Annotated in this window: 15 protein-coding genes and 1 pseudogene; 9 read left to right on the top strand and 7 right to left on the bottom strand. The window is 67.4% G+C overall.

Going from position 1 to position 14,857, the window contains the following annotated elements; all coding sequences use genetic code 11:
* Nucleotides 1–138: 138 nt before the first annotated feature.
* The gene (locus tag EV192_RS23900) at nucleotides 139–1,779 is read left to right on the top strand and encodes a flavin monoamine oxidase family protein (protein WP_165960565.1); all 1,641 of its coding nucleotides are present in this window, start codon (nucleotides 139–141) and stop codon (nucleotides 1,777–1,779) included.
* A 1,102-nt stretch (nucleotides 1,780–2,881) separates the two neighbouring features.
* Here the strand turns inward: EV192_RS23900 and EV192_RS23905 are convergent.
* The gene (locus tag EV192_RS23905; RefSeq protein WP_132118989.1) at nucleotides 2,882–4,165 is read right to left on the bottom strand and encodes a glycosyltransferase; all 1,284 of its coding nucleotides are present in this window, start codon (nucleotides 4,163–4,165) and stop codon (nucleotides 2,882–2,884) included.
* 183 nt (nucleotides 4,166–4,348) lie between these two features.
* Here EV192_RS23905 and EV192_RS23910 point away from each other — a divergent pair, with 183 nt between their 5' ends.
* Nucleotides 4,349–4,804 (top strand): GbsR/MarR family transcriptional regulator, encoded by a 456-nt coding sequence (locus EV192_RS23910; RefSeq protein WP_132118991.1) that lies wholly within the window; start codon nucleotides 4,349–4,351, stop codon nucleotides 4,802–4,804.
* A 158-nt stretch (nucleotides 4,805–4,962) separates the two neighbouring features.
* On the opposite strand, the gene EV192_RS53990 is transcribed toward EV192_RS23910, so the two are convergent.
* Nucleotides 4,963–5,136, bottom strand: coding sequence for a hypothetical protein (locus EV192_RS53990; protein ID WP_165960566.1), 174 nt, complete (start codon nucleotides 5,134–5,136; stop codon nucleotides 4,963–4,965).
* 200 nt (nucleotides 5,137–5,336) lie between these two features.
* On the opposite strand from EV192_RS53990, the gene EV192_RS23915 reads away from it, so the two are divergent.
* The 3 genes from EV192_RS23915 to EV192_RS23925 are packed head-to-tail and all read left to right on the top strand — an operon-like array spanning nucleotide 5,337 to nucleotide 6,312.
* On the top strand, nucleotides 5,337–5,687 hold the full coding sequence (locus EV192_RS23915) for a maleylpyruvate isomerase N-terminal domain-containing protein (protein WP_132118993.1): 351 nt from the start codon (nucleotides 5,337–5,339) through the stop codon (nucleotides 5,685–5,687).
* 12 nt (nucleotides 5,688–5,699) lie between these two features.
* Entirely contained in the window at nucleotides 5,700–5,855 is a 156-nt protein-coding gene (locus EV192_RS23920) for a hypothetical protein (RefSeq protein WP_132118995.1), read from the top strand.
* Between the two features lies 1 nt (nucleotide 5,856).
* Nucleotides 5,857–6,312, top strand: a complete 456-nt coding sequence (locus EV192_RS23925) for an SRPBCC family protein (protein WP_132118997.1) — start codon at nucleotides 5,857–5,859, stop codon at nucleotides 6,310–6,312.
* A 66-nt stretch (nucleotides 6,313–6,378) separates the two neighbouring features.
* On the opposite strand, the gene EV192_RS23930 is transcribed toward EV192_RS23925, so the two are convergent.
* The gene (locus tag EV192_RS23930) at nucleotides 6,379–7,224 is read right to left on the bottom strand and encodes a GNAT family N-acetyltransferase (RefSeq protein WP_132118999.1); all 846 of its coding nucleotides are present in this window, start codon (nucleotides 7,222–7,224) and stop codon (nucleotides 6,379–6,381) included.
* Between the two features lie 167 nt (nucleotides 7,225–7,391).
* Between EV192_RS23930 and EV192_RS23935 the strand changes: the two genes are divergently transcribed.
* A complete protein-coding gene (locus EV192_RS23935; protein ID WP_132119001.1) occupies nucleotides 7,392–7,925 on the top strand; it encodes a GNAT family N-acetyltransferase in 534 nt (177 codons plus the stop codon).
* 125 nt (nucleotides 7,926–8,050) lie between these two features.
* Here EV192_RS23935 and EV192_RS23940 read toward each other — a convergent pair whose 3' ends face one another.
* The 3 genes from EV192_RS23940 to EV192_RS23950 all read right to left on the bottom strand — a co-directional run bounded on the left by EV192_RS23940 (nucleotide 8,051) and on the right by EV192_RS23950 (nucleotide 10,956).
* Nucleotides 8,051–9,058, bottom strand: coding sequence for a PH domain-containing protein (locus EV192_RS23940; protein WP_132119003.1), 1,008 nt, complete (start codon nucleotides 9,056–9,058; stop codon nucleotides 8,051–8,053).
* Between the two features lie 15 nt (nucleotides 9,059–9,073).
* Nucleotides 9,074–9,889, bottom strand: coding sequence for a hypothetical protein (locus EV192_RS23945; RefSeq protein ID WP_132119005.1), 816 nt, complete (start codon nucleotides 9,887–9,889; stop codon nucleotides 9,074–9,076).
* Between the two features lie 335 nt (nucleotides 9,890–10,224).
* Complete coding sequence (locus EV192_RS23950) at nucleotides 10,225–10,956, bottom strand: PASTA domain-containing protein (protein ID WP_165960567.1); 732 nt, start codon at nucleotides 10,954–10,956, stop codon at nucleotides 10,225–10,227.
* A 77-nt stretch (nucleotides 10,957–11,033) separates the two neighbouring features.
* On the opposite strand from EV192_RS23950, the gene EV192_RS23955 reads away from it, so the two are divergent.
* Nucleotides 11,034–13,598, top strand: coding sequence for a LuxR C-terminal-related transcriptional regulator (locus EV192_RS23955; protein ID WP_165960568.1), 2,565 nt, complete (start codon nucleotides 11,034–11,036; stop codon nucleotides 13,596–13,598).
* 100 nt (nucleotides 13,599–13,698) lie between these two features.
* On the opposite strand, the gene EV192_RS23960 is transcribed toward EV192_RS23955, so the two are convergent.
* The gene (locus tag EV192_RS23960) at nucleotides 13,699–13,881 is read right to left on the bottom strand and encodes a hypothetical protein (RefSeq protein WP_132119011.1); all 183 of its coding nucleotides are present in this window, start codon (nucleotides 13,879–13,881) and stop codon (nucleotides 13,699–13,701) included.
* A gap of 1 nt (nucleotide 13,882) precedes the next feature.
* Between EV192_RS23960 and EV192_RS23965 the strand changes: the two genes are divergently transcribed.
* Together EV192_RS23965 and EV192_RS23970 are read left to right on the top strand one after the other, a co-directional pair.
* Nucleotides 13,883–14,098 (top strand): hypothetical protein, encoded by a 216-nt coding sequence (locus tag EV192_RS23965; RefSeq protein ID WP_132119013.1) that lies wholly within the window; start codon nucleotides 13,883–13,885, stop codon nucleotides 14,096–14,098.
* 36 nt (nucleotides 14,099–14,134) lie between these two features.
* Nucleotides 14,135–14,784, top strand: a pseudogene (locus EV192_RS23970) (DUF2326 domain-containing protein).
* Nucleotides 14,785–14,857: the final 73 nt, after the last annotated feature.

The following is a 14,857-nucleotide window of genomic DNA, read 5'->3' on the forward strand; positions in this document are numbered from 1 at the left end:
GCCAGTGTGGGGTCGCCGTCCTCGGCGTACGTGTTCTGAAGCTGCCACTGCTCAGGCCTGTCCGTCCTCGGACCGTCAGGTGAATCGGCGCGGCGGCGTTCTCGGGCGATGCCCTTGATCAGGAAGGTCGAATCCGCGATGACATGGTCTTTGGCTTCACAGGCGTTCGCCGGTGCCCCGGCGGACGATGACGACGTACAGCTCTACACCGCCTACGAGCAGTGGCTGCGGGAGAACTCCCCCGGTGACCCCGTCGAGCCGCTGCGCAACGAGAGCCCGGACGTGAAAACCGTGACGGTGGGTATCGTCGGCGGTGGGCACGCCGGGCTCTACTCGGCGATGCTCCTGCTCGGCCAGGGCGTGCCGGGCCGCAACATCACCGTCTTCGAGGCCAGTGACCGCCTCGGTGGCCGGGTGTACACCCACCAGTTCAAGGCCAGACAGAACGACGTCACCCAGTACAGCGACCTCGGTGCGATGCGGCTGCCGGACATCCCCGCCCACAAGATCGTCTTCGACGTGATCGCCGACCTGAACGTCTGGCTGGCGCAGCACACCAAACCGCTGCTGAAGCAGATCCCCTATCACCTGTCCGCCCCGGAGAACCTGATCTCCGTCAACGGGCGGAAACCGATCAGCGTCGTCAAGGCCGAGACCAACCCGGAGCTGCTCGGGTTCCCGGCGTCCGCCACGAAGGACGAGAGCCAGCGCAAACACGTGTCCGCAAGCGGGTTCATGAACCTCGCGCTGCACCGGTTCACGTCGATCAAGGACCCGGAGAAGCGCCTCGCCACCATCCTCAGCTACGACAACATCTCCTTCAGTCAGTACCTGCGTGCGGAGATGGGCTGGCAGGCCGACCGGATCAATTACGTCGAGACCGTCCTCTCAGCCACCGGCAACTTCGACCGCGCCGTGCCCGAGGTCGTGCTGTCAAGGGGCGAGTTCGACCCCAACGCACGCTGGGTGACGCTGGCAGGCGGGCTCGGCAAGCTCACCGCCGCGATGGCGGACTACCTGCGCGCGCACAACGTCGCCATCCACATGACGACCCCGATCGCCGCCGTCGGCGAGACCAAGGACGGCAAGGTGCCGCTGACCCCCGCCAACGGCACGCCCCGGTCGTTCCACCGGGTCATCCTCGCCATCCCGACCGCCCCGCTGCGTCTGATGGACACGCCCGCGTCCTGGGCGGTGGAGAAGAAGGCCGCCATGCGACGGTTGGCCACAGAGGACCTGTACAAGGTCGGCCTCCAGTTCCCGAAACGCTGGTGGGACAGCCCCGGCGGCCAGTCCCACACCGACCGCGCACCATGGTGGCTCGTGTACCCCTCGGACCCGAAGATGAACACAGTCCTGCTCTACGGCTGGGCAACCGACGCCCGCAACATGGCCACGCTCTCCCAGGACCAGCGCCTCAAGGTCATCACCGACGCGATCCGCTCCCTGCACCCCAAGGTCAGGCAGACGGACCTGAAGCCCCTCGAAACGGTGGAAGTCTTCTGGGGCAACACCCAGGCGGGCGGCATCGGCCACTTCGGTCCCGGCCAGTTCACCGACTACTACAACATCATGCAGCGCAACGAGGGCTACGTGTCGTTCGCCGGTGAACACCTCAGCCTGCACCACGGCTGGATCGCCGGCGCCTGCCAGTCCGCACTGCTGGCCGTCAGCCACGCCCTGGGCATGATCGTGAACCCGATCGGCTTCGACGCCGCGCCACCCCCGCCACGCACCGAGACCACGACCACCCACCGGGCCGTCAAACTCGTCACGTGACTCTCCCGCCTACCCGTCGGCCGACGATCATGACCCATCCGATGTGCGTCCCCCGTACAGCAACCCAGAGCCAACCGTTCGTCCGGTTCGACCGGATCCGATGCCGACAGCGTTTCGGTGGACTGCTCAACGAGTACCGGCCCGCCGGGTAAACGTCCAGGCCAGAATCGGTAACCGAATTTCGACCACCGCAGGCAGTTCGTGTTCCTCGCCGCGGCGCCGCCGGGTAGCCAGGTGGTGTTCACCTACATCCGTCAGGACTTCCTGGACGACACCGTGCTCTACGGCGGGAAGGCGGCGTACCGGGAGTTCGTGCAGAACGTCGGCTGCGGCATTTCGGGCTTCTCCCGAGCAGGTCGCCGGTTTCCTCCCGCCGTACGGGTGGACCGAGGTCGAGCAGGCCGGACGGCAAGAGTTCACCGCGCGCTCCCTGCAACCCGGTGCCTCCACCCTGACCAAGCGCTATGGCGATGTCGTTGCCGTGGACCGGATCGAGCCGGGTGAGATCTACGCGCTGCTCGGCTGAACGGGGCGGGCAAGACGACAACGATTCGGATGCTGCTCGGGCTGGTCCGCCCGACGAGCGGCATGGTGTCGGTGCTGGGGCGCCCCGGTGCGTCTCGGCGGGCATGCGGTGTGGTCACGGGTCGGGTATCTGGTGGAGACCCCGGCCGCCTGCCCCGAGTTCACGGTGGTCGAGAACCTTCAGGTCGCGGCGCGGCTGCGCGAGTTGACCGGCCGAGGCCCGGTCGAGGAGGTGATCGCCCGGCTGGGCTTGGCGCCGTATGCCGATCACCGGGCACGAACCCGCCAACGGCCTGGACCCGGCCGGGGTGGCCGAGATCCGCGGCCTGCTCCACGACCTCACTCACGAGCAGGGAGTCACTGTGGGGCTGTCCAGTCACATCCTGACCGAGGTGTCGTGGCTGGCCACCCGCATCGGCATTCTCGACAACGGGCGGCTCGTCAAGGAGATCCACGCCCGCGATCTTGCTGCACAAGCACGCCCTCGACTGAGCGTGACCGTCCGCGACCTAGGACCGACCGTACTCAACAGAAACGACCGGAAGGACCTGGGCGACGTGCAGAACCGGACCCACTGTCAGGTTGGGCGGTGCGCCAGCGCGACGCCCTCCAGGGCGGTCACCGCATCGCCGACGCCGTGGTCCGCACGAACACAGCGGCCCAACTGCTCGGCCGTGCGCGCCAGGTCGGAATCTGTGATGGCAGTGGTGATAGCGGCGGCGAGACCGGACGGTGTGAGGTGGCGCTGCGGTAGCGGCTCGGGCGCCACGCCACGGCGATGCGCCAGCCGGGCCCAGAACGGCTGGTCGCCGACGAAGGGGCACACCACTTGCGGACGTCCAGCGGCGAACGCCACGCCGGACGTGCCCGCGCCACCATGGTGAACCACGGCAGCAACGCGCGGGAACAACAGCTGGTGATCGACCTCGTTCACAACAAGAACGTCGTCACCCGCCGCGCTATCGGCCAGGCCGCCCCACCCGGTGGCCATCACCAGGCGCGTCCCGGCTCGTCGGGCGGCCTCCAGCACGACGGCGGTGCTGTGCGCGGGGTCACGGCCGGACATCGAGCCGAACCCGACGAACACCGGCGGGTCGCCCGCCGAGAGGAACTCCTCGACCCGGTCCGGCAGCGGCTCGGACGAGGGTGGCAGGACCCAGTAGCCGGTGGTGCGCACCGAGTCCGGCCAGTCTGCTGGTGCATGCAGCACGGCGGGACTGAACGCGTGCAGGACCGTGCCCTGGTCGTTGTCGGGTCGGCGCAAGGGATCGTGCCGTCGGCGTCGGCGCGGCAGGCGCAAGGTGTGCTCGCGCCATCGGTCGACAACCCGGCCGAACATCGCCACAGGGGCTTTCATCCCGAGGAAGGTCGCGCGATTCGCAGATGCGGGCAGCCACGGCGGGAAGCCCGCACCAGGCCAGGGGAACTCCCGAGTCGGCACGTACATCGGGACCGGCAGCGCCAGCACCGCCGGGATCCCCAGCGCCTCGGCCACATGCTGCCCGGCGAGGATCTGACCGTTGTGCACCACCAGATCCGCCCCGGCGCCCGCGCCGCGCGACGCGACGACCCAGCAATCCTCCAGCAGTTGGGTGAACATCGCCGGCATGGTCCGTGCCTGCCGCAGCCGGGCGCGTATCCCGCCCTCGATCACTGCCCCGGCGCCTGCCGTGTCGTCCATCAATCGCATCGGACCGTCGTCCACCCCGGTGAACGGCACCCCATGGCTCGTGACGAACCCGGCGAACCGGTGCGGCGCAGTCAGTACCACCTCGTGCCCGGCCGCCAGCAGCCCCCGCGCCAGCGCGACGAAGGGCTGGACATCACCGCGTGTCCCCAGCGTCATGATCAAGACCTTCATCGGTGTGTCTCCTACTCAGGTGAGGTCCAGGGGCAGCCCGGCAGGGCCGAAACGGCGGCCGTAGGTCATGGTGAGCTGGTCGAGCTGGATCACCGATTCCATACCCCGGACAGTACTGAGTATTTGGAAATCTGCAAACACTGCGAACTGTTAGGATCACGTCGAGACGATCGAGGGAGAGGCATGTCCGACACCGCCGACGCGGCCGAACAACTCGCACTGATGCTCACGCAGAACGGCCTGCAACGGATGACCGCACGTGTCCTCGCGGCGTTCCTCTTCGCCGAGCAAGACACCGTCACCGCAGGTGAGATCGCCGAACAACTCGCGATCAGCGCCGGATCGGTGTCGACCGCCATCAAGTCGCTCATCAGCGTCGGCCTGATCGAACGGGTACCGGCGCCCGGCAGCCGCCGCGAGCACTTCCGCGTCCCCGACGAGGGCTGGGCCAGGTTGCTGTCCACCCAGAACACGGTCGTGCAGATGATGGAAGAGGCCGCGAACAAGGGCATCCAAGCAGCGGGTGAAGGCAGCATCGCCGGGCGGCGGCTGGCGAACATGCGTGACTTCTACGCCCACGTCATGCGAGAACTCCCCGCCGTTGTTGACCGCTGGCGCGCCAACCGCACCTCCGAATGATCCGCGCACACCGATCCGAGCGGGTTCCCGACCCGACCCTCTCGACGTTGGCACTCGTTGACGCTGGCTGATTCTGATCCTCGCGACGACCGCGCTTCACGCTCCGGCCTGGGCTTCCAGTTGGGTGTCAACCATCCGTCCTGGCGAGTCGGCCCTGATCACTGCCACGTGTCCACGGAGATCGGCCGACGATGCGCCTCCCAATGGCGGGCGTGCTCCGCCTTCGCCTGCTCAAGGAGGTCGTCATCGGTCATCACGGAGGTCGGCTGCGTGATCCGTTGGTCCGGCGATGCGTTGTCGGACTCCGAGCCGGTCACGGACGACGCCGACACGTCGGCGATTTGAGCCAAGTCGCCGACAGAGATGGTCGCCTCGGGAGGCCGGTCGAGATGACCCGCCTGTCGATGCGGGGGATCGTGCGGCCGGCATTGACCTCCGTCACCCGCCGCACGCTGATCAGCGTGCGGCGCGTGAGCGGAGCATCAGTTTCTGCAGGTGGCGGACCGTTGACGCGCAGGAGTTGCGTTCGGTGATGGCACGGCCGCCGGTCCTCTCGTTGCTGGAACAGTCCTATCAGGACACGGCGGAGATGCTCGGCGGGATCGGCGACGCCGGCTGGGTGGCGCAGAGCGGGTGCGCGCGCTGGACGGTGCGCCAAGCGGGCAATCATCTGGGCGGCGCGCTCGGGTTGCTGGGCGGGATCGCTGGGGGAGGGGCCATCGATCCGTCTGAAGTGGACGCTCAACGGGCTGCGGACATCCCAGGGGAACGGCTAGCCGGGATCAGCTCGCTGGAATCGCTGGTGCACGGCTGGGACATTGCCAGTGGGGCGGCCGCGGATCCGTTCACGGCGTTGCTCGGGCACCTCGGCCGTCGGGCCTGAGAGGATCAGGGCATGGCGTACGACGAAGGTTTGGCGACCCGGTTGCGGGAGTTGATCGGTGAGCTGCCCGGGGTCGACGAGAAGCGTATGTTCGGCGGCCTTGCCTTCCTGCTCAACGGGAACATGGCCTGCGGTGTGATCACCATCGCTTTCCGGGAGGCTGACTGAGATGACGGTTGATGTCCATCCTGCAGTGCTCATTCACCGGCCGCCCGCTGACGTGGCGGCGTTCATGTTCGATCCGCGGCATGATCTGGAGTGGACGGGTGGGATCACGTCGAGCACGCCGGCCCAGCCGGGTCCGCTCGTCGAGGGCGCGACGGTGGAGCGGACGGCGAAGTTTCTTGGCCGGACGTTCGTCTATGGCTACGTCGTCACCGCGCATGAGCCAGACCGGCTGGTTGAGATGACGGTCGACCGGCCGTTTCCGATGGTCGTGCGTTACGAACTGGCCGCTGACCCCGAGGGCACACGGGTGTCCATTCACGCATCGGGTGGACCCGGCCGCTTTTTCGGGTGGCTCACACCCCTGCTTACGCGCCAGGTTCGCAAGAACATCACAGACGACCTCGAACGACTGCGCGCCTGCCTGGAGTCCCCAGCCGGCCGCGCCGAGACGCAGTGATCATGGACGTTGTCGACCGGAGTGTCGGCTCGGCATCTTGAGTGCTACCGGCCTGCGGTTCGTACGCTACGGGTTGTGCTTCACCAGCACGGCCCGGGTGTAGAGCAGATCGAACCCCTGGCGTTGCGCGTTCTGCTGCGACTTGGAGCCCGGTTGGGTGGTGATGACGGCGACGTCACAGCCCGCGGCCTTGGCGTCGGCGAGCCGGGCCGACAGCAGCGCGGACTGGATACCGCGGCGGCGATGCACGGGCGCGGTCGCAGCGCCCGCGAACTGGGCGATGCCCTCGGACACACGCAGACCGGCCCCACCGGCGAGGACGTCTGCGCGTACCGCGGCATAGCGCCGCACCCCGGCTGATGCCGAGTCACGCAGGGCACGTTGGTAGATCTCCCGCGGAAACTCCTCGTGCCACGGCACTCCCTGGGTGTCGGGCTCGGCGACGGCCTCGGCCATCACATCGAGCCAGTGTTCGAACTCGTCGTCCCCGCTGGGTCGGATCACGATCCCCGCGGGCGAGGATCGCTCGTACTCGCCGTCGAGCGCGAGGCCGAGCACGTTCTCGAACGATTCGAGCCGGTAGCCGCGCGCGGTGAGCAGGGCGCCGATCTCGGGATCGGCCAGGTGGGCCAGTTCGACCTGGGGCGTGGCGCCGTGGGCGGCGAACGCCTCCTCGACCGCGTCGAGGTCGGCCGCGCTCGGTAGGCCGTCGAAGCCGAGCCCAGCGACCTTGTTGTACGGCGAGTCTTCCTCTGCGAAGCTCGCCACCCCACCCGCGACGACACGGACGAAACCCTTGGTGCCGCGCCGTTGGGCAGCCTCGGCGCATTCGGCCATCAGCAGCGCCTCGGCCCGCTCGATCCGCTCGGCGAGAGCGAGATCGCAGAACAGGGGTGTTCGGTCGGCGGTCATGGGCTCCGTGCTCGTTTCGCTTCGGGACGTGCCGTCACCGGGCGGAAACGACTTCTCCACCATGCCTGAGCCTGACCGGGCGGCGGTAGCCGCAACAGCTTACGTGGCGCTTACCGGTCGACGGTCGACGCGCGATCCGGTCACCTTGTCTGTGAGACTTTCCGATCATGCGCGATCGATTGAACGTCGATGACGTGTGCGTGGGTCTGTACACCGGTTCCCGCGACGCACTGCGGCCGTTGTTCGAGTTGTCCGAGGACTCGCCGGCTCAGCTCGACAGCTACCTGTCCGCCGGGCGGATCCTGGTCGCGCTGCACGGCGCCGACGTCGTCGGTCACCTGCAGCTCGTGGGTGCCGACCAGCCGGGTGTGGTCGAGCTCAAGAACATGGCGGTCCGGGAAGACCTGCAGGGCCTGGGCATCGGCGCTCGGCTGGTGCGAGCCGCCGTCGATCTGGTCGCCGCCGAGGCCGCGTCGGCGTTGGTGGTCGCCACGGCCGCGGCCGACATCGGCAATCTCCGCTTCTACCAACGACAGGGCTTCCGCATGCGCGCGATCGAGCGGGACGCCTTCACCCCTGCCACCGGCTACGCCCCGGGAATCCGGATCGACGGCATCGAACTGCGCGACCGGGTCTGGCTGGACCACCAGCTCACGGCAGGGGTTCCGACGTACTATCCGGCCGAGGCCGAGCGCTGCTGACAGCACGCCGTCAGCGTCCTTGAGTAAACCCTGGGCGACCGGGCGACTACGCACTCACAAGGTGTTCTGGAAGTGCTGCCCCCTCCAATTGGACCGTACGATATGTGTGCATCCCACCGTGCGGTTCAGACGAAGGTGGCTTTCACCGCACGTCGTTCATGCAGTATCTGCCGGGTCAGATAGGTGACGAGCTTGTCCGTTCTCGCTCGGTTGCCGAACCCCACCAGTTTCAGCTGACCCCAGCCGCCGGCCTTCTGGTAGTTGAAGAAGAACCCAAGCGAGCGGGCCGGAAGTTTCTCAGACTCGATGATCACCGTGGCCGTGTGGGTCAGTGTCTGCCATGGATTGCTTCTCGAGTACACCGGCCTTTCCACGTCGTAGAGCCAGATGCCGCGACGGGTGCGGAACAGGACGCCCGCGTGCACTTCGATCCGTCGCTCATAGACCACGTACCAGGTGGTCCACCAGCGAAGCACCGCCCAGACTCCGGTAAACAGCAGCAGAGGCGGCCACGCTGCCCACAGTAGACGATTGGCCAGCGCCACCCAGTGTGGGCCCTGACTGCTCTGTAGGGCGAACCACACGACCGGGATCGCCAGCAGTCCCAGCAGGGCGGCGGTCCGCAGGCCACCACCGCCCACACCTGGCGGGCACCACCACACCGGCCGGTGTCCCCACTTCAGGTCACCTGGCGCCCCTTCGAGATCTGCGACCGTGAGGTCCTTTTTGGACATTATGTCGGCGACCGTGGCCGAAGCTGGCGGTTCCTGGGCCGGCTTGATCTCGTCCGGCGGGGTGGCCTTGGCCAGTAGTTTCTCTGCTAGGTTGTAGCCGGGCGCCAGTTTGAGGGCTTTCCGGGCGAAGTCACGTGCAGCGGAAACGTTGCCCTGGCGGAGCTCCACGCCGCCGAGTTCGACCTGCACGCGGGGCAGGATCATCGGATCCTCCGCGGCCACGTGCAGCTGTGCGGCGGCTTTGTCGAACAACCCGCGTTTGGAGTACAGGATGCCCAGTCCGAGCCTCGCACGGCTGGCCAACGGGGTGTCCAGCAACCGCGTGTACTGATCGCGGGCGCCGTTGGGGTCGTTGTCCCGACGGCTGTCCGCGTCCGCCAGGATCTCTTCGTCGGTCATGGTCCTTCCTTCGGGTCAGGCGTCTTCCTCGGCCACGTCAGAAGATTCGACTTCGACTTCGGACTCGTCGAACAGCTCGTCCAGTTCGTCGAGCTGAGCCAGATCGATGGAATCCACATCGACCTCGCTGTCCAGCAACGACGTATGGCCGTCGTCATTGTGGACAGTCATCGAGGAATGCGTTACGTGACCGTTCACATCGGTCTCGTTTCGCTCGATCTCACGCTCATGGTGGGTGGCGTCGTAGCGTTCCACCACGGCTTCGAGCGTGCCGTCCGGGTTGCGCACCGAAGTCGTGCGCTCCCAGTTGCCGTCCGGGTGCCGGACCATGTCGGAACGTATCTGGCTGCCCACGTCGTAGACCCGCCCGTCGCCGATCCCCTGTTCGACGCGGTAGTAGCCAGTCGGCGACTGGTCCTCGATGACGTGGACGCCGGACTGCGCGTCAATGTAGTCGTGGTGGAACTCCAGCGCGTGTGAGCCGTCGGTGACCTCCCACGATCCGTTGGGGCGGTCGTGGTCGTACTGCTTGATCAGCATCTGACCATCGGGAAGTTGTTCGTGGGAGGCGGTGATCTCGCACTCCCGGGGTTTGTTGTCTCGGTCCAGGTAGTAGTGGTGGCCGGGGGTGCCGCGGAGTTCGCTGGCCGGGATGGTGGGGGCCACCCTGGCTGGCGCCCCTGAATCGAGGTCGTGGACGGCATACGCGTGCGGGTCCGCGGCGACTCCGGACGGCTTCGCGAGAGCCGTGTCGCCGAAGGAGTCCTGTTCGGCCTCGGCACGAGGAGGGTGGAACGCGTCGACTTGACCCGGGGAGTCTTCATTGCGCACGCTGGCGCCGTTGGCAGGATGTGAAGCGGGAGGCCACTGACCACCTCTCGACGGGTGGTCGTAGAGGTCGCCTGGATCTTGGTAGTTACCGTGGCCGTCTATTTTCTCTCGGTGCACATGCGAGGTGTGCCAACCATGGTCGTAGTAGGCAACAGGTTGCCCCTCCGTCAAGCCCAGATTGTGCCCGGCCAAGGGTTGCCAATGACCGTCGCGGTGAACGAAGGTCGCACTGTGCCAGGTGTCGACGAGGCGCAGTGACCCACGGGTGTGCGAGACACCACGGCCCGACGTTCGCCAGTACACAGTCCTGGTCTCGTTACTCATCGGTTTCCTCGCTAGTTGCCCGGACGACCCGTCGAAGCCGCGGCCAGGGTGTAGACCCGCAGCCGGACGGGGTCGGCCGGCTTGAGCTGGCTGTTCGGCAGTGGGTCCTGGTCGAAGATGCGGCCGGCCTGGCTCGGGTCGCCGGTCGGTGTGTCGGATCGATCGAAGGCGCCGGTCCATCCGAGGGCTCGTAGTTTCTGCGTGGCCTGTTCCACGGTGAGGCCGACGAGGTCAGGCACCGCGATGGGAGCGTGGCTGGACGCGCCCAGTACGAGCACGATCGTGGCACCGCGCCGCACGGACGACCCGACCGGCGGGGTGGTGTCCACGACCACGCCGACAAGGCCCTGATCCGCCTGCCGATGAGTGAGCGGCCCAACCGCCAGACCGCTTTGCCGCAACGCGGCTCGGGCGTCGCGTTCGGACAGACCAAGCAGCATCGGCACGGTCACCTGCGTGTCAGCCGCGACGGTCGACGCGTGCGTAGTCGTCGACTTCTGCCCGGTGGGGACCGGGAGCGTCGTTGCAGGGTCCGTGGTCGCCACCGGACTCGGCGTCGAGGTCGTGGTGAAGGGCAAGGGCGGCGTTGACGGGGTCGTCTGGCTGGCGTTGACGATCGACGGGCCGTCCGGGCCGTTGTACCGGAGTACGAGCCAGCCGCCGGCCAGGAGCAGGGTGAGGACCATCAGCCTGGCCGGCACCGCCTCGGCCCGGCCGGTCGGCTTTGACTTCCGCTCACTCATCCCGCCATGGTCGGGGCGGCGGATCGGGTCCGTCATGAGTAGCGGCCTACTCAATGCAGGGGAGTAGCGTCCTGGGCATGACGGGCCGGTGGCCGTTGGTCGGCCGTGGCGAGGAAATCGCGTCACTCCATGACACATTGGCCGACGCGGCCGCACACACGGTGGTCCTGGCCGGGCCCGCGGGTGTGGGCAAGACCAGGCTGGTCGAGGAGTTCGCCGGACAGGCCGCGGCGTCCGGACGGGTGACGTGCTGGGTGACCGGGACGAAAACGCTGGCCACGGTCGCCTTCGGTGCCTTCGCGCACCTGCTGCCGGCGTCGAGTGCCGAGGAGCCGACACCGGCGCAGGTCATGCGGATGGCAGTGGATGAGTTCGCGCGCCGGGCCAGCACGGCAGGGCTTGTCCTGTGTGTGGACGACGCGCATCTGCTGGACGCGTCGTCGGCTGTGCTGGTGCACACGATGGCACGTAACGGCTTCGCGTTCGTGGTCGCGACCGTACGCAGCGGCGAACAACCACCGGAATCCGTTGTGGCACTGTGGAAGGATGGCCTCGGCCCACGCGTCGAACTGCCGTCGTTGTCCCGTGCGCGGACGGCGCGCCTGCTGGCCGAGGTCCTCGGGGGGCAGGTGGACACCGCGACCGAGTACCGGCTGTGGCGTAGCGCTCAGGGAAACGCGCTTTACCTCAGGGAACTGGTGTTGACTGGGCTGGAGCAGGGCCTGCTGACGGCGCGCGGCGGGGTGTGGTCGTGGACGGGCGAGTTGGCGTGCGGCGAACGTCTCGGCGAGCTGATCCGTCAACGAGTCGGCGAGGTCGACCAGGCACAGCGTGACACCCTGGAGCTCCTCGCGTTGGCCGAGCCGGTGGGGCCGGCGTTCCTGGGCGATGACCCGGCGGTGCTGGAAACCCTGGAACAACGCGGCCTGGTCACCGTGACGATGGAGGGGCGTCGCTGTGTTGTACGGCTGGCGCACCCGCTATATGGGGAGACGCTGCGCGCGGGCATGGGTACCTTACGGCGCCGTGCACTGCATACTCGGCTGGCCGACACACTGACAGCCTGCGGAGCCCGCCGTCACGGGGACGTGCTGCGCCTCGCGACCTGGCGGCTCGATGATGGTGACGCTGATGCCGAGGCACTGCTGGCGGGAGCGCGGCAGGCCCGTGCGTTGTCCGACCATGCCCTGGCCGAACGGCTGGCAACCGCCGCCCTGACCGCCGGAGCTGGCCGAGAGGCCGCGACTCAGCTTGCCGACGCGCTTTTCTGGCAGGACAAGTTCGTCGACGCAGGACGCGTCCTGGACCAGCTCGTACCCGAGGCCGGACACGCGGGGGAGTGGGAGGCCATCGTCACCAGTTCGTGCTTGTTCTGGGGCTTGGGCGAGGTCGGCCGGGCCGACAAGGTGCTGGGCGCACACCAGGATTCCGCCCACGTCGCGGCGCACTGGGCGTCGCTGTTGATGTTCAACGGACGCGCCGGTCAGGCGCTTGCGTTGGCGGAGCCGATCCTGTCGTCAGCGGACAGCGACGACGTGGCACGGGCTCGAGCGCTGATCGCCGCCGTACCGGCCTGGGCCCTGGTCGGCCGGGGTGACACCGCGGTCGCCGCCGCCACAGCGGGTCTGGCAGTGGCGGCGCAAGTGGCTGAGGACGAACCGGTCTTCCGGGGATACGTGGTGGCAGGGCAGGCGACGGCGTACTGGTTGCTTGGCGACTTGGACGCGATGGAGAACATCGTCTGTCCCGCCTACGAGAGCGCCGCGCGCCGCCCCGACGAGCTCGACGGGCTGTGGGCGTTGCAGCTGGCCCGCGTGGCCATGGCCCGTGGCAAACCTCGAAGCGCATTGCGGCTGTGCCGGGAGGCGTCCGCACGGTTCCGCGAACACGACGTGATCGGCCAGCTTCCGTCGTGCCTGGCCACGACCGCAATGGCGTACGCAATGCTCGGTGAGCCGGAGGAAGCCACGCACGCTGCCACAGCCGCACAGCAGGCTCTCCGCCCGGCTGTGCGTGTGGTGAACACGGAGCTGCTGCTGGCTCAGGCATGGGCCGCCGCAGCTCGTGGCGAACGTACCTCCGCACGTGAACTGGCCATGACCGCGGCCAACGATGCCGCCGATCTTGGCCTCAAGCCGTTTCAGTCGTGGGCCCTGCACGAGGCATTGCGTCTCGGCCAGCCGGACGTCTCCATGGCCCTGGCGGCCGACGGCCCGCTGGTCAAGCTCTACGCCGACCATGCGGCCGCCCACGACGGCCCGACGCTCGACTCTTGCGCCGAGCGGTTCGCGGCTGCCGGCTTCCTCCTCCTGGCGGCCGAAACCTCCGCCCAGGCCGCATTGGCCCACGTCCACGACCAGGACGCCCGCAACTCCCGACAGAAAGCGCTCGCCTGGGCAAACCATTGCGAGGGAGCGTCGACCGCGATCTTGCGTACCGTGGCGATCCCGCAGGTCACCGCGATCAGCGAGCGCGAACGGGAAATCGCCGAGTTGGCAGCCCGGGGTCTCTCCAACCGGCAGATCGCCGACCTGCTCGTCATCTCGATCCGGACGGTCGGCAACCACCTCAACCACATCTACACCAAACTCGGCATCAACAGCCGCTCCGAACTGGCGGCGCTGTTGCACGTCATCCAATGATGTCCGGATGTTGTCGTCCAGACCTGCCGATACCGCACCGACGATCAGCACCAGCTACTCAGCCTCTTCCGCCGGCTACACCTCGGCGACGGCCACATTGCTAGAACTCGTCCTGTAGATGTGCCCGCAAGGTCGCCAGCACCACCACCCGATGCCCGGAGATCATCCAAGTCTGACCGGTAACGCCGTCCGCACCCAGGTACCCATTTGTCCGCATCGCCTCATACGCGGGCCTGGACTTGCCGGCCATGGAATCCCCCACGACAAGGAGAAACCCGTCCACCTTGAGTGCTGCAGCTTCGACATCCGGTCTCGTGCCACGAACGGCCGAACCTGATCAAGGGCTCGCCGAGCTCTCCGCCGCCGTGCAACTCCCTGACGTCGCGCTGGCCGCCTACGACGACGTGCAGGCGTTCCACGACTCCGTCATCGCCAACCGACGCCAGTACCTCGACGCTGAGATCGGTCGCATTACCAACCACCTGGCCACCAACACCTAGGAGCGAGACCGCCTTGCCGAACAACGGCCTGAGGGCATGCGACTGCCTGCCAGTGGCGGCGCTGCGGAAACCTTGCTCGAACTGCAACGGGATGTCGCCAAGCGCCAGGTCCGCGTCGAACAGCTGCGCAACCGCTACGACAACGCCATCGCGCTTGAATCACAGCAGGGCGAGCTCCGGCTGGAACGTCAACGGCTCGCCGCCATCCTGACCCGCGATCTGGCCGAGCGCCAACAAGTGCTGCGCCCGGCGTTCGTGATCTTCGAACGACTGTCGCAACGTCTCTACGCCGATCAGCAACACGGTCGCCTGGTCGTCAACGCCACCGACAACGGCCCCGAGATCACCGCCACCATTCCCCGCGGGCGCAGCAAGGGCATCACCAATATGCAGGTCTACTGCTTCGACCTCGACCTGATCACCCTGTGGTCCGCAAACAACGCGGCCCGGGCTTCCTCGTCCACGACAGCCACCTGTTCGACGGCGTCGACGAACGCCAACGCGCCTCAGCTCTCCAGTTGGGCGCCGAGTACGCGGCTGCTGAAGGCTTCCAGTACATCGTCACCCTCAACAGCGATGAAACCCCGAACACGCTGCCCGACGGTCGCGCTGTTGAGGACTTCGTCCTTCCCGAACGTCTCACCGACCACGGTGAGGATGGCGGCCTTTTCGGCCAGCGGTTCTGACCGGCGACATCGCCGATGACTCATGAGATGTGTGCGACCTCATGGTTGTGTCGCCTATCCTGTCAGATGCCGC

The sequence above is a fragment of the Actinocrispum wychmicini genome, from assembly GCF_004345645.1.
In the GTDB taxonomy this organism is placed as follows: domain Bacteria; phylum Actinomycetota; class Actinomycetes; order Mycobacteriales; family Pseudonocardiaceae; genus Kibdelosporangium; species Kibdelosporangium wychmicini.

Coding starts and splice junctions, on each gene's coding strand:
- EV192_RS23925 (WP_132118997.1), top strand. CDS start 5,857: ATGACGGTTGATGTCCATCCTGCAGTGCTCATTCACCGGCCGCCCGCT.
- EV192_RS23910 (WP_132118991.1), top strand. CDS start 4,349: ATGTCCGACACCGCCGACGCGGCCGAACAACTCGCACTGATGCTCACG.
- EV192_RS23930 (WP_132118999.1), bottom strand. CDS start 7,224: ATGACCGCCGACCGAACACCCCTGTTCTGCGATCTCGCTCTCGCCGAG.
- EV192_RS23955 (WP_165960568.1), top strand. CDS start 11,034: ATGACGGGCCGGTGGCCGTTGGTCGGCCGTGGCGAGGAAATCGCGTCA.
- EV192_RS23905 (WP_132118989.1), bottom strand. CDS start 4,165: ATGAAGGTCTTGATCATGACGCTGGGGACACGCGGTGATGTCCAGCCC.
- EV192_RS23920 (WP_132118995.1), top strand. CDS start 5,700: ATGGCGTACGACGAAGGTTTGGCGACCCGGTTGCGGGAGTTGATCGGT.
- EV192_RS23915 (WP_132118993.1), top strand. CDS start 5,337: ATGGCACGGCCGCCGGTCCTCTCGTTGCTGGAACAGTCCTATCAGGAC.
- EV192_RS23900 (WP_165960565.1), top strand. CDS start 139: ATGACATGGTCTTTGGCTTCACAGGCGTTCGCCGGTGCCCCGGCGGAC.
- EV192_RS23950 (WP_165960567.1), bottom strand. CDS start 10,956: ATGAGTGAGCGGAAGTCAAAGCCGACCGGCCGGGCCGAGGCGGTGCCG.
- EV192_RS23935 (WP_132119001.1), top strand. CDS start 7,392: ATGCGCGATCGATTGAACGTCGATGACGTGTGCGTGGGTCTGTACACC.
- EV192_RS23940 (WP_132119003.1), bottom strand. CDS start 9,058: ATGACCGACGAAGAGATCCTGGCGGACGCGGACAGCCGTCGGGACAAC.